At 60.5% G+C, this 13,924-nt stretch carries 12 protein-coding genes; 9 read left to right on the top strand and 3 right to left on the bottom strand.

The window, feature by feature from the left end; genetic code table 11:
* Positions 1-108: 108 nt before the first annotated feature.
* Positions 109-804 (bottom strand): pirin family protein, encoded by a 696-nt coding sequence (locus tag K7431_RS01800; RefSeq protein ID WP_012724330.1) that lies wholly within the window; start codon positions 802-804, stop codon positions 109-111.
* Between the two features lie 219 nt (positions 805-1,023).
* On the opposite strand from K7431_RS01800, the gene K7431_RS01795 reads away from it, so the two are divergent.
* Positions 1,024-3,471 carry a UvrD-helicase domain-containing protein gene (locus tag K7431_RS01795; RefSeq protein ID WP_012724329.1) on the top strand — a complete coding sequence of 816 codons (2,448 nt, stop codon included), beginning with the start codon at positions 1,024-1,026 and terminating at the stop codon, positions 3,469-3,471.
* Positions 3,472-3,547: 76 nt separating this feature from the next.
* Here K7431_RS01795 and K7431_RS01790 read toward each other — a convergent pair whose 3' ends face one another.
* A complete protein-coding gene (locus tag K7431_RS01790) occupies positions 3,548-3,820 on the bottom strand; it encodes a DUF1652 domain-containing protein (protein WP_003217129.1) in 273 nt (90 codons plus the stop codon).
* A gap of 261 nt (positions 3,821-4,081) precedes the next feature.
* Between K7431_RS01790 and K7431_RS01785 the strand changes: the two genes are divergently transcribed.
* From K7431_RS01785 to K7431_RS01770, 4 genes are read left to right on the top strand one after another with little or no spacing between them, the layout of a single operon-like run.
* Positions 4,082-4,891 carry a helix-turn-helix transcriptional regulator gene (locus K7431_RS01785; protein WP_012724328.1) on the top strand — a complete coding sequence of 270 codons (810 nt, stop codon included), beginning with the start codon at positions 4,082-4,084 and terminating at the stop codon, positions 4,889-4,891.
* Between the two features lie 49 nt (positions 4,892-4,940).
* Positions 4,941-6,347, top strand: coding sequence for an NAD(P)/FAD-dependent oxidoreductase (locus K7431_RS01780; RefSeq protein WP_012724327.1), 1,407 nt, complete (start codon positions 4,941-4,943; stop codon positions 6,345-6,347).
* 26 nt (positions 6,348-6,373) lie between these two features.
* Positions 6,374-6,715, top strand: coding sequence for a cupin domain-containing protein (locus K7431_RS01775; RefSeq protein ID WP_012724326.1), 342 nt, complete (start codon positions 6,374-6,376; stop codon positions 6,713-6,715).
* Positions 6,716-6,775: 60 nt separating this feature from the next.
* A complete protein-coding gene (locus K7431_RS01770) occupies positions 6,776-7,855 on the top strand; it encodes a polyamine ABC transporter substrate-binding protein (RefSeq protein WP_012724325.1) in 1,080 nt (359 codons plus the stop codon).
* 300 nt (positions 7,856-8,155) lie between these two features.
* Here the strand turns inward: K7431_RS01770 and K7431_RS01765 are convergent, their stop codons facing one another.
* The gene (locus K7431_RS01765) at positions 8,156-8,941 is read right to left on the bottom strand and encodes a helix-turn-helix transcriptional regulator (RefSeq protein WP_012724324.1); all 786 of its coding nucleotides are present in this window, start codon (positions 8,939-8,941) and stop codon (positions 8,156-8,158) included.
* A 199-nt stretch (positions 8,942-9,140) separates the two neighbouring features.
* On the opposite strand from K7431_RS01765, the gene K7431_RS01760 reads away from it, so the two are divergent.
* From K7431_RS01760 to K7431_RS01745, 4 genes are all read left to right on the top strand, one after another.
* Positions 9,141-10,505, top strand: coding sequence for an APC family permease (locus K7431_RS01760; protein WP_012724323.1), 1,365 nt, complete (start codon positions 9,141-9,143; stop codon positions 10,503-10,505).
* A gap of 9 nt (positions 10,506-10,514) precedes the next feature.
* Entirely contained in the window at positions 10,515-11,618 is a 1,104-nt protein-coding gene (locus tag K7431_RS01755; RefSeq protein ID WP_012724322.1) for a DmpA family aminopeptidase, read from the top strand.
* A gap of 365 nt (positions 11,619-11,983) precedes the next feature.
* A complete protein-coding gene (locus K7431_RS01750) occupies positions 11,984-13,417 on the top strand; it encodes a serralysin family metalloprotease (protein WP_012724321.1) in 1,434 nt (477 codons plus the stop codon).
* A 49-nt stretch (positions 13,418-13,466) separates the two neighbouring features.
* A complete protein-coding gene (locus K7431_RS01745) occupies positions 13,467-13,835 on the top strand; it encodes a protease inhibitor Inh/omp19 family protein (RefSeq protein ID WP_043205364.1) in 369 nt (122 codons plus the stop codon).
* Positions 13,836-13,924 lie beyond the last annotated feature (89 nt).

Below are 13,924 nucleotides of genomic sequence, written 5' to 3'. Positions count from 1 at the left end.
CGAGGGAGCTTGCTCCCGCTCGACAGCGCAGCTGGAGTCGGCTTTTGGGGGCGCTTCGCACCCCAGCGGGAGCAAGCTCCCTCGCCACAAAAGCCGGCCCCTATAAGGTCAGGCCAAGTCGACTAGGACAATCTCGCTGTCTTCAATCGCCGTCACCCGCAACACCTGCTCATCCTCCACCGCAACACCGTCTCGAGCTTGTGCACGCAAGCCATTGACTTCAATCACACCGGTCGCCGGCACCAGGTACGCACGGCGCCCGCTGTCCAGCCGGTATTCGGCACTTTCCCCTGCTTTCAGGTTCGCTGCCACCAAGCGTGCATCCGCACGAATGCGCAGGCTCTCGCTGTCCCCGGTCTTGCCGCTGGCCAGGGTCACAAAACCTTCGCGATCGCCTTTCGGAAACGGCTTGGCGCCCCAGGCAGGTGGGAGCCCGGCTTCGTTTGGAATGATCCAGATCTGGAAGATCTTGGTCGGCGCCGCTTCCAGGTTGTACTCGCTGTGGGCGATCCCCGTGCCTGCGCTCATCACCTGCACATCACCGGCCTCGGTGCGGCCTTTATTGCCGAGGTTGTCGGCGTGGCTGATAGCACCTTCACGTACGTAGGTGATGATCTCCATATCGCGGTGAGCGTGCTGCGGGAAACCGGTGCCGGGGGCGATGATGTCGTCGTTCCAGACCCGCAGGTTGCCCCAGTGCATGCGCTTGGGGTCGTGGTATTCGGCGAATGAGAAATGGTGATGGGCGTCAAGCCAGCCATGATGGGCGCCGCCCAAGGATGTGAAAGGTCGAAGTTCAAGCATGATCGTCTCCTGTTGATGGCGCCTATGATCCGGCAGGTCATGATCGATAAAAAGCGTAAAAAATGCCTAATTCCTATCAGTGGATTAGATTGGTTGATGGCGTTTTGACTTTCAGTTCATCGTCTAACTGCATGACAGCAAAGCAATTGGCTGGAACTGAGCGTCGATTCCGGCGACCATGGCGCACTTGCAAAAACCCAACTCATCGCAGGAGTCCGTGTGTCGCAACAAAAGCCTGATCTTCCTCCCGAACTGCGCCCCCTGGCCGAGATGCCTCTGTTCAAACGCCTGGCCGCGCGCCTGTTCGGCCATGGCCTGACCCGTTTGCGCGCCCAGCACCGGTTTTCCTGGTTGCACGGGCAGGCTGACGGTTTTCGCAGCGGGCACGAGGCGGGCGTAGAGTACGGCTATCGCGAAGGTAAGGCCGACGGTCTCGAGGAGGGCCGGCAGGTTCTGCTGATCCGTGACTTCCGCCCGGAGGAGCACCGTGCGCCGGGGGTGGATGACAGCCTGTTCGATGATTGGCGCCTGCCCCTCACCGCCGAGCTGAAAAAGCGCATCAAGGCTGACGTCGCGCGATTGCTACCGGCCCACGCCCAGCCGAGCACGGCGCAATGGAAGATGATTTTCAGCGATACGCCCTCTACATCCGTGATTGCCGGAGCCGGTGCGGGTAAATCAACGTCGTTGGTGCTGCGTATTTTGCTGCTGACCCATTACCTGGGCTTTGAGCTGAGCTCGATGACGGTGGTGACCTTTACCCGTGAGTCACGCAAAGACTTCATCAGCAAGCTCATGCAGATTTTCAGTGTGTGGGGCCAACCCATTGATATGAAAGAAGCGCAGGGCGTGGTGCGTACCTTTCACTCGCGCATCCTGCCCATGGTGCGTAGCCTGCCGGGCTTTGAGCGTCTGCAAGCGTTCGAGAACCTGAACACCGGTTTTGAAGACGCTGACAGCAACCCGTTCGACCTGCGCATCAACGAAGCCCAGCGCCAACAAATGAATGCCTGCTATCACCGGCTGCACGGGCAGCACACGCGCTTTCGTGAACTGATTGCGCCGCTGGCGCGCCATGGCCTGCAGCTCAAGGAGCTGGAGCGCGATCACCCCGATGTGCAAAAACGGGTGGCGGTGACCGAGCTGGCGGCCAAGCGCGACGAAGAGCTCTGCGATGTGATCGAAGACTTGTGGTTTCGTGCGGGCGCCTGGCCGATCAAGGGCATTGAGCCCAACCGCCGGACTCTGGAGATCAATGGCGCGCAGTTTCACTGCCATGGCTATATTCCCGAACTGGACGCCTGGGTAGTGCTGGGCTTCGATTCACGGGAAAACGCCCAGATCAACCGGCCCAACTCAAAACTGTCCGTACGGGCAGAATGGGCAGTTAAGCGCACATTGTTTCAAGCTTTCTGTCGTAAGCCATTGATATGGCTGGATAGTTACGAGTCTTCGAAGCGACTTTTGAGCAGCTTGGCTGGGGATGCGACTGCCGGGCCAGGCTTTGATTACAAGGTCAAAGGCGAGTTGGCCTCAGCGCCGTTGCTGGACAGTTTTGTAATGGCCGCCGGGTTTATCGAAAACCTGGGGCTGGATGTACCCACGGCAGTTGGGCAGATGAGCTTCGCCAAGGATGATCCGGACCGCTATTTCTTCGAAGCCCTGAGCATCTTCTGGAAAGCCTTGGAAGATCACCTGCTCGACCAATCGCCGCCGATCATGACGTATAACCGCATGTTTTCACTGTTCGGCGAAAATACCCCGGAAAATCTCAAGCTGCTCAGCGATCCACTGTTGCGGCCGCTGTCGCACCTGATGATCGATGAATTCCAGGACGTTTCGCCGCAGATCGTCTCATGGCTACGCGCCAGCCTGCGTGAGATCCGCAGCCGTGGCCCGGCCATGCACGTCGGTCGCGGCGCCCAGCGGTCATCGCTGCTGTGCGTGGGGGATGACTGGCAGTCGATATACGGTTGGCGCGGGAGTTCGCCCAAATACTTCATGGCGTTCAATCAGGAATTTCCGTCACCCGCCACCACCCGCGTGATGCTGGGTGAGAACTACCGCAGCCATCAGCACATCATCGATGCCGCCGAGCATATCGTGCGGGCCGCACCGGCTATTCCTGGCAAGAAGGCCAAGGCCAGCGGGGCGCCCAAGGCACTGGTGCCGGTCAAGGTACTGGAGCGGGACGATGCGGCATTGGGACGGCAGTTGGCGGAGCATTACCAGCGCGGCGAATCGGTATTAATGCTTTATCGAAGAAGCAGCGATAAGCTATTGATTCAAGAGCATATTCAGTCTGTAGTTAATCTGGATTCTAGCTTGCCGCCACCGGCGCGCAGGCTCAAGCAACTGACCTATCACAGTGCCAAGGGCCTGCAGGCTGACGCGGTGTTTTTGCTTGGGGATTGCCAGCACGTGACCAGCTCGCCCTACAAGAACCAGGTGTACCGCATGGCTGGCCTGGGCAAGGACGGCGACAGCGAGCCGTATGACACGGCGCAAAAAGACGAAGTGCTGCGCCTGGCCTACGTGGGCATTACCCGCGCGGTGAGCCATTGCTATTGGTATGTGGAGAAGCCCGAAGGCCAGGCGGTGAACGTGCCCAAGGCGTCGGAGCGGGTGGATGGCAGGAAAGCGTTCTTTGATGATCAACGCGGCTAGCGAGTGAATGGCATTCAACGGTGGGAGGGGGCTGGCCCCCTCCCAGAGCAGATATGTGTTGTTTGAACGATTGAATTCAGGCCCGCAATGACAGCGGCGGTACAAACGACTCCAACTCATCCTCCACCGCTTCGATAATCCGCTCTACGTCAGCCGCGTTCATCACCGTGGCGCAGGGGATGCCCGCGATGGCAATCAGTGTCTCGCCACTGGCGCGGTCGAACAGGCGGGCGATCATACTGCCGGGCGCGTCCATGCTGGCTTCAAAACCCATCGGATGAAAATGCCAGCGCATCAGCTGGCAGGCGTTGGGGAACGTCACTTTGTTCATGTTGCCCACCTTGTTCATTGAGCGCTTCCTTTAGCTCGCGGCAGGGGGCCATGACCTTCACTGGTCGTGGCATCGAAGAACTTAAAAATAGCATTCGTTCGAGACCGGAACGTGAATTTTTTGACCCCGTTCAGCGGTTGTTTCCACTTGGGTTGATGTGGGTCATGACCTGCGTACATTTTAGCAAAAGGCCATCATCCTTGAGGGGCCAATAAGCCGTTGAAGGCTCCGGCAAAATTCGGCAATCTCCACGGTTGTTTAACCGCCTTCGAGCCTTCCATGCCACACATCGCCCCAGACGATGACTCCCAGCAATCCCAAGCCACGCGTGAGTTGGTGCTGCGCCACCACCTGTGTTGGCGCCATCGGGACTTGGAAGGCGTGATGTCCTACTACCACCCGGACATCCAGTACCACGACTTTTTCCAGAACCGTGTCGTCGGTTCCGCCGAATTGCGCGACTACCTGCAAGCCAGCATGCCCCGCGAGGCCGATGAGGCGATCGAGCACACCGACCGCATCCGCGCCGACGGCGATACCGCGTTCATCCAGTACCGCATTACCTTGCGCGGCGGCCAGGGCCTGGTGTCGTTCCGTACCAGCGAGGCCATCACCGTGCGCGACGGGTTGATCTGGCGGGTCAACGAATACGCCTCCCTGGTGCATGAGCAGCCGGCCCAGGCTGCGCGGCCTTCGGTCAGCCGCCTGGGCCTGTCGCCCCAGCAATTGGGGCATATGGCCAATGACCTGCAGCAGTATTTCGAACACAAGCAACCCTACCTGGACCCTGAATTGGATCTGCAGCGGGTTGCCAAGGAGTGTGGCTACAGCCGCAATCAGATTTCCTACCTGCTGAACCAAGTGCTGGGACAAAGCTTCTATCGCTATGTGAACCAGGCGAGGCTCCAGCATTTGCTGGCCGCATTGGACAGGGCCACTGCGCCGATAATGGTTGACGACCTGGCGTTTGCCGCCGGCTTCAACTCGCTGTCGGCGTTCTACAGCGCCTTCCGCCAGCACACAGGCCAATCGCCCAAGGCCTACGTCAAACAAATTTCCCTGCGTGCACGCGCGCAAGACAGTCCTTAACGCCGCGCTCTAGGATCGCCCCTATCGAAACGAGGTAGGGGAACCTGGCATGCCGGCATGGCGCACTATCAGTTTATGGATGGACCAACTGGACGACCCGCTGCACGCGCGGCCCGCCCTGGAGCATGACCTGGACGTCGACGTGGCCATTATCGGCGCCGGTTACACCGGGCTGTGGACCGCTTACTACCTGAAACGCCAGGCCCCTGAGCTGAAAATCGCCATCGTCGAAGCGCAGACTGCCGGTTTCGGCGCCTCCGGCCGCAACGGTGGCTGGCTGATGGGCAACCTGCTGGGTGAGGACCGCTTGCTCGCCGGCTTGAACCCTGAACAACGGCGCGCCTCGTTTGACCTGTTGCACGCCATCCCTGACGAAGTCGCCCAAGTGCTGGCGCGTGAAGGCATCGACTGCGATTACCGCAAGGGCGGCGCCCTATACTGCGCGGCGCGTTACCCCGAGCAGGAAGGCAGCCTGCGCCGCTATCTGGACACACTCTACGCTCAGGGCCTGACCGAAGCCGACTACCGCTGGCTCGGCCCGCAGCAACTGGCCGAACAGGTCCGCATCGCCAAGCCCTACGGCGGCATTTATGCGCCCCACGTCGCGACCATCAACCCGGCCAAGCTGGTGCGCGGCCTGGCGCGGGTGGTTGAGCGCCTGGGCGTGACCCTTTACGAAAACAGCCCGGTCACCCACTGGCAGTCCGGCAGCCTGCGCACCGCCAAGGCCAGTGTCCGGGCCGCCTGGGTGGTGCCGGCGGTGGAGGGCTACGCCAACACCTTGCCACTGCTGGGTCGCTACCAACTGCCGGTGCAAAGCCTGATCGTCGCCACGGAGCCCTTGCCGGCCAGTACCTGGGATGAGATCGGCCTGAGCCACGGCCAGGCCTTTGGCGAAAGCAGTCGCCAGGTCACCTACGGCCAGCGCACGGCGGACAACCGCCTGGTGTTCGGTGCGCGCGGCGGCTACCAGTTCGCCGGGAAACTGCGCCACAACTTCGACTTGACCGACAGCGAGGTGGAACTGCGTCGCTACCTGTTCGGTGAGCTTTTCCCCCAGCTCAAGAACGTGCGGATTACCCATTCCTGGGGCGGCAACCTCGGCATGTCGCGCCAGTTCCGCCCGCACATGCTTTGCGATCACAAGACCGGCATTGCGCTGTCCGGGGGGTATGGCGGGGAGGGCGTCGGCGCCTCCCACCTGGGCGGCCGCACCCTGGCCGACCTGATCCTGGGCCACGACACCCCGCGGGTTCACCAGCCCTGGGTGATTCGCGAACGCGGCCTGGAAGCGCTCAAACCCTGGGAGCCCGAGCCCTGCCGCTGGCTGGGCTACAACGCGATCATTCGCAGTTTTGTCCACGAAGACCAGGTGTTGGCTGACCCCACTACCGCCCCTTGGCGCCGCAAGCTGGCGACCGGCGTGGCCGGGTTCATGGAAGGCTTCATGCACTAAGACGTTTCACTCACACGGGAAAACCCATGAGCATCACTCAATTCAAAGACACGCTGAACGCCCACCTGCCGGACTCGTCGCCCGTCGCGGTGCCCCTGGGTGAGCCCATCGCCGTGGCCTCGACCCTGAGTGTCGAGCGCAGCGACGGCGTCGAGACCGGCATCTGGGAATGCACCCCAGGGCGCTGGCGTCGGCAGATCAAATCCCAGGAGTTTTGCCACTTTATCCAGGGCCGCTGCACCTTCACCCCGGACAACGGTGAAATTGTCCACATACAAGCCGGCGATGCACTGATGTTGCCGGCCAACAGCACCGGCATCTGGGACATCCAGGAGACCGTGCGCAAGACCTACGTATTGATTCTGTAACGCTTTGATCCTTGATCGCCTGCCATAAAAACAGCCCTAAAACCGCCAGGAAATCGAACCATGAAAGCCATTGCCCTGTTGCCCTTGATGTTGGTGGCCTCTGTCAGCCAGGCCGCCGAAACGGTGAAAATCTACAACTGGTCGGACTACATTGCACCGAACACCACCCAGAACTTCCAGAAAGAAACCGGCATCGGTTTCACCTACGACGTGTACGACAGCAATGAAACCCTCGACGGCAAGTTGATGACCGGTAAATCCGGCTACGACGTGGTCTTCCCGTCGAACCATTTCATGGCCCGGCAGATCCAGGGCGGCGCATTGAAGAAGCTCGACAAGCGCCAGTTGCCCAACTGGAAGAACCTCAACCCGGTGCTGCTCAACGCCCTGGAGAACAATGATCCTGGCAATGCCCATGGCTTCCCGTACCTGTGGGGCAGCACCGGCATTGGCTACAACATCGACAAGGTCAAGGCGGTACTGGGCGACAACGCGCCTGTCGATTCCTGGGACTTAATCTTCAAGCCCGAGAACATGGCCAAGCTGCAGAAGTGCGGGGTGGCGATTCTGGATAACGGCCCCGAACTGTTACCGGCCGCACTCAACTACCTGGGTTTGCCGCACCACAGCAAAAAGGCTGAGGATTATAAGAAGGCGCAAGACCTGTTGATGAACGTGCGACCCTACGTGGCGTACTTCCACTCCTCGAAATACACCGCAGACCTGGCCAACGGCGACATCTGCGTGGCGGTCGGCTTCTCCGGCGACATCCTGCAGGCTGAAAGCCGTGCCAAGGAAGCCAAGAATGGCGTGAACATCGGCTACAACATTCCCAAGGAAGGCGCCGCCATCTGGTTCGACATGGTGGCCATGCCTGCCGACGCGCCTAATGAGAAAGCCGGCTATGCGTTCATGAACTACCTGCTGCGCCCGGAAGTGATGGCCGACATCACCAACTACGTGCACTACGCCAACGGCAACCAGGCCGCCGACAGCCTGGTAGACCCGGCGATCAAGGCCGACACCAAGATCTACCCAAGCCCCGAGATGATGGGCAAGCTTTTCGCACTGGAAGCCATGCCACTGAATATCGACCGCGTGCGCACGCGGGTGTGGAACACCATTCGCACCGGCCGCTGAGGCCTGATGTAAACGGACCGCTGTTGGGGTGAGCCCGCTTGTTGTGGTGAACCGGCTTGTTGTGGTGAGCGGGCTTGCCCCGCGCTGGGGCGCGAAGCGGCCCCAATAAGGTCACCGCGGTTATCCAGATAAACCGCGGTGCTTGGCCTTGGGGCTGCTTCGCAGCCCAGCGCGGGGCAAGCCCGCTCACCACACGAAGCCCATTCACCACACCAAGCCGGATCACTACACCAAGCCCGCTCACCACACCAAGCCCACTCACCACACCAACCCCGTTCGACCTACCGGCCCACAAACGGGTCAGGGATTCTCCAGATCATGCCCCAACGACTGGATAAACAACGAAAACAGCTCCGGCTGTGACGAGATATCCAGCTTCGCGTACAAGTGCCGACGGTGCACTTTCACGGTGTCCGGCGAGATATTCAGGCGTTCGGCCATGGCCTTGGACGAGAACCCGCGCAGCACCAGGCGGGCGATTTCCAGTTCGCGGTCCGAGAGCACGCCACAGCCGAACTGGCTCAATGCATCCCTGATCTGGCTGTCCATCGCCGGCGCTCGCTGGGTGCTTTGCTGCCAGTGCTGCTGCATCAGCGGTAATACCCAGGCGGCCATGGTTGTCATCAGCCCGGTCTCTTCAACACTGAAGCGCCGCTGCCTGCCCAATGACAGCGACAACGTCCCCGCGCCGGGCAATTGCAGAATCAATTGCACCTCGTCCTCCAGCACGTTGTCGTGGAAGTAATTGAGGAAGTACTCACTCTGGCGGAAATGATCCGGCGCCACTTCCTCCAGGCGGTACACGCCGCTGGCGTAACCCTCGCGACACGCCTGGAAAAACGGGTCGAGCAAATACAAGCCATTGAGGTACACCAGCATCGACGCCGGTTTGCTGCTGGGTTGGGCGTCGTATTCTTCCAGGGCCTGGGGCGGTCCTTCCAGGGGGTAGAAGATCGCCAGGGCGTTATCGAAAGGCAGGCACTGGTGCAACAGCAGCACCAGCTGTTTCCAGAAACGCTCGGTGCCGATGTGTGCGACGGTGCGGCCCAGGCCGGCGTGCATCCCAACCTCCCGAAACAGGCTCATGTGACAGGCTCCCGCCAGCAAAAGATCGGGCAAGGGTTCGGCTTTTGCCGGGTCGCGTCAAGGGGAGTACGCCAATAGGGGAATTGGCGGGCATAGGCCCAATGTTTATCTTCGCCATCATTGAGCGGGAAACATATCCCGTGACTCTCAGACTTTTCGTATCTGCCTCACACCAAGAACAACGAAAGAGGATAACGATATGAGCACTTCCCCCACGCCCAACAGCGTGCTGAAACCCACCTTGAGTGTCTTCGATGTAGTGGCCATCACCGTGTCGGCGGTGACGCCGGCCAGTTCCGTATTCGTGATCGCGCCCTTTGCCATCCAGCAGGCCGGCAGCGGCGTGTTCCTGGCGTTTGTGATGGCCGGGTTGCTCGCACTGATGTTTGCCTTTTGTTACGCCGAACTCGGCCGCGCCCACAACAGCGCAGGGGGTGAGTATGTGTACGCCAAGCGCGTGTTCGGTGGCATGGCGGGCTATGCGACGTTTCTGACGGTGCTGGTGATGTTGCTGTTTATCCCACCGGTACTGGCCACCGGCGCGGCGACCTACCTGAATAACGCCCTCGGCACCCGGTTCGACTCGCAGACCGTCGCCTTGGTGATCGTCGTGTGCAGTTACGCCCTGGGCATCCTCAATATCAAACTCAATGCCTGGATCACCGGTACCTGCCTGTTGCTGGAAATCGCCGCGTTGCTGGTGATCGTGGTGATCGGCTTCGGCAACCCGGTGCAACCGGCCAGCGTGCTGTTCCAACCGCAGATCGTCGAAAACGGCGTGCTGCACCTGGCGCCGTGGGCCCTGGTGATCGGCGCGGTGGGTATCGGCCTGTTTTCCTATAACGGCTATGGCCCGGCGGTGTTGCTGGCCGAAGACATGAAATGCGGCGGCAAAGGCGTGCACAAGGCGGTGCTGTGGTCACTGGGGTTGGTGGTGATCATCGAGCTGGTGCCAATCACCGCACTGTTGATCGGCGCACCGTCCCTGAGCGCGATGATCAGCAGCCCGGACCCCATCGGCTACCTGTTGAGCAGCCATGGCAATGAAACCTTATCACGGCTAGTCAGCGCCGGAATCTTCCTGTCGGTGTTCAACGCGATTGTGGCGATCGTGATCCAGATCGGCCGCGTGGTGTTCAGCAGCGGGCGCGATGCGCTGTGGACGCCGAGCATCAACACGCTGTTCACACGCATTCACCCACGCTGGGATTCGCCCTGGTTGGCTACGCTGTTCCTGGCGATTCCTTCGGCGCTGCTGAGTTTCAGCTCCAACCTCGCCGACCTGACCTCATTCAGCGTGCTGCTGATCATGCTGGTGTACCTGATGGTGGCGTTGAGCGCCTTGATGAGCCGGGTATTGCTGCGTGATCGCGAGCATCCCTATCGCATGCCGCTGTGGCCGTTGCCGGCGGTGCTCGCGGTACTCGGCGCCGGTTACCTGTTGGTCACCCTGGTGGCCGCCGCTTCGGTGCGGGACATCATGATCATCATCGGCCTGCTGGCGCTGTCGGTGATCCTGTATTGCATCAGTGGCCGGTCGAGTCCGGTCTTCCAGAAATTGTAAGGAGTGGTTATGCGCGCACGTCAATTGGGGGTTACGTTAGGGCTGGGCACGCCTGGAGAATGGAACGCCATCACCGATGTGCCCGGTGTGCGGGTTGGCCACAGCACGCTGAACACACGTATCGATGGCAAGCACGTGCGCACCGGCGTCAGCGTGATCCAGCCGCGTGCAGGGGAGGCACGCCAACAACCGTGCTTTGCCGGGTACCACGTGCTCAATGGCAACGGTGATGCCACCGGCCTTGAATGGGTCAGCGAGGCGGGGTTGCTGACCACGCCGCTGGCCATCACCAATACCCACAGCATCGGCATGGTGCGCGACAGCCTGATCGCCCTGGAGCGCGAGCGCCTGGCGGACCCGGCGGTGTACTGGTGCATGCCGGTGGTGATGGAGACCTATGACGGCCTGCTCAACGATATCTGGGGCCAGCACGTGGGCCCCGAGCATGTGCGCGAAGCGGTGGACAACGCCGCCACCGGTCCGGTGCAGGAAGGCGCGGTCGGTGGCGGCACCGGCATGATCTGCCATGAGTTCAAGGGCGGCATCGGCACCGCATCGCGGCGCTTGTCGGCGGAGCAGGGCGGTTGGACTGTCGGCGTGCTGGTGCAGGCCAACCATGGCAAGCGCCAGGAACTGCGGGTGGATGGCTACCCGGTGGGGCGTCGGTTGATGGACATTCCGTCGCCCTTCGCCGAGCAAGGCACGCCGGGCATGGGCTCGATCGTGGTGATCCTCGCCACTGATGCGCCGCTGTTGCCGCACCAATGCCAGCGCCTGGCGCAACGCGCGTCGATCGGTATTGCGCGTACCGGCGGCGGTACCGAGGATTCCAGCGGTGACCTGTTCCTGGCCTTTGCCACCGGCAACCAGGATTTGCCACCGGCGGATTACGGACGTAAGGGCCGGCCTTTCAGCAGCGCGTTGCAGATGGTCAACAACGACCATATTTCGCCGCTGTTCAGCGCCGCGGCCGAGGCTGTGGAAGAGGCAATCATCAATGCGATCCTGGCCGGAGAGGACATGCTCACCGATCAAGGTGTGCTGGTCCCCGGCCTGAGCGGTGACACGCTGTTGTCGGTATTACACACAACAGGCTGGAGGGTGTCCCGTTAATAGGGGGCACGCGAAGTTATTAATACAAGTAATGGCCGTTTAATGTTGCTAATGACACCCTGGCAATATAATGGATCCAATTATTAACAGCGCCAGACAACTTAGGCCGCGTTAGCGCTATTTAATATTTAAATAACCCAAGGTTGTTTTTGTCGGACAAAGTCAACCCCGCCCAACAAACACGGCGCGCAAATTACTTAAGTTGTTTGCGCGCCCGAATCTAATGCTGGAAAAGATGTAGACGAAAGATTTCAAGTTGTGTCAGTTTTCTTACGCCTTCAAAAGAGGCGAGTGATAGGACGATCTCGCCCGCGGGGTGCCTATCGATCAAAGACTGAAGCACTTGCAAACAAGGAAGTACGTTTATGTCAAAAGTAAAAGACAAGGCTATCGTGTCGGCGGCGCAAGCCAGCACCGCTTACTCGCAAATCGATAGCTTCAGCCATCTGTATGACCGTGGCGGCAACCTCACGATCAATGGCAAACCCTCCTACACCGTTGACCAGGCAGCCACCCAGCTGCTGCGCGACGGCGCCACGTACCGGGACTTTGACGGCAACGGCAAGATCGACCTGACCTACACGTTCCTGACATCGGCCTCTTCGAGCACCATGAACAAACATGGCATCTCGGGTTTCAGCCAGTTCAACGCACAGCAGAAAGCACAGGCCGTACTGGCCATGCAGTCCTGGGCGGACGTGGCCAACATCACCTTCACCGAGAAAGCCAGTGGCGGTGACGCCCACATGACGTTCGGCAACTACAGCGGCGGCCAGGACGGCGCGGCGGCCTTCGCCTACCTGCCCGGCACCGGTGCAGGCTACGACGGCACGTCGTGGTACCTGACCAACAACAGCTACACGCCGAACAAAACCCCGGACCTGAACAACTACGGCCGGCAGACCCTGACCCACGAAATCGGTCATACCTTGGGCCTGGCCCACCCGGGCGACTACAACGCCGGAGAAGGCGCCCCAACCTACAACGACGCGACCTATGGACAGGACACGCGCGGCTACAGCCTCATGAGTTACTGGAGCGAAAGCAACACCAACCAGAACTTCAGCAAAGGCGGGGTCGAGGCCTACGCGTCCGGCCCGCTGATCGACGACATCGCGGCGATCCAGAAGCTCTACGGCGCCAACTACAACACCCGCGCCGGTGACACCACCTACGGCTTCAACTCCAACACCGGGCGTGATTTCCTCAGCGCCACGTCGAATGCCGACAAGCTGGTGTTCTCGGTGTGGGACGGTGGTGGCAACGACACCCTGGACTTCTCCGGCTTCACCCAGAACCAGAAAATCAACCTCAATGAAGCCTCATTCTCCGACGTTGGCGGCCTGGTGGGCAACGTGTCCATCGCCAAGGGCGTGACCATCGAGAACGCCTTCGGTGGTGCGGGCAATGACCTGATCATCGGGAACAACGCGGCCAACATCATCAAAGGTGGCGCCGGCAACGACCTCATCTACGGCGGTGGCGGTGCGGACCAACTGTGGGGCGGCGCGGGCAACGACACCTTTGTGTTCGGTGCCAGTTCCGACTCCAAGCCTGGGGCGTCTGACAAGATCTTTGACTTTACCTCGGGTTCGGACAAGATCGACCTGTCCGGCATCACCAAGGGTGCAGGCCTGACCTTCGTCAATGCCTTCACCGGGCATGCCGGCGATGCGGTACTGACCTACGCCGCAGGCACCAACCTGGGCACCTTGGCAGTGGACTTCTCCGGTCACGGCGTGGCGGACTTCCTCGTCACCACCGTTGGCCAGGCTGCTGTCAGCGACATCGTGGCGTGATGCACGGGCGCGGCGCTTCGGCGCCGCGCTTTACGGATGGAGCATGAAGATGCAGCGTTTTTTCAATAGGATCGCCTGCGTATTGCAGGTGATGTTCGTGTCGGCAGGAGCCCACGCAATGGCGAGCAGTCTTGTATTACCCACCACCGCCCAGTTGGCCGGGCATTGGCAGTTGCACCAGCAGGACCAGGTGTGCGCGCTGGACCTGCTGGAGCAGGCCAACGCGTTGGGCGGCGACGTGGCGTGTGTCGAACAATGGTTGGGCGCCAAGCCCCTGACCTGGACGCCAACGCCGGACGGCATCTGGCTGATGAACGCCGAAGGCAGTGGCATTACCCACCTTAACCGGCAAAAAGAAGGCGAATATAAAGGACGCACGCCCACCGGCCTTGAAGTGGTATTGCAACGTACACCTTAGTTGCCGTTTTAAACCGATCACTTGATTTTATTAGTTGACCGCTCCGTCATTCGGGGTCGGGGCAACTATTGCGCGCAATTTGCTTCAAG

The organism is Pseudomonas fluorescens group sp., from assembly GCF_020093335.1.
Taxonomy (GTDB): Bacteria; Pseudomonadota; Gammaproteobacteria; order Pseudomonadales; family Pseudomonadaceae; genus Aquipseudomonas; species Aquipseudomonas petroselini.
Note: the sequence above shows the minus strand (reverse complement) of the source record. Positions and strands in the feature narration are given on the sequence as shown.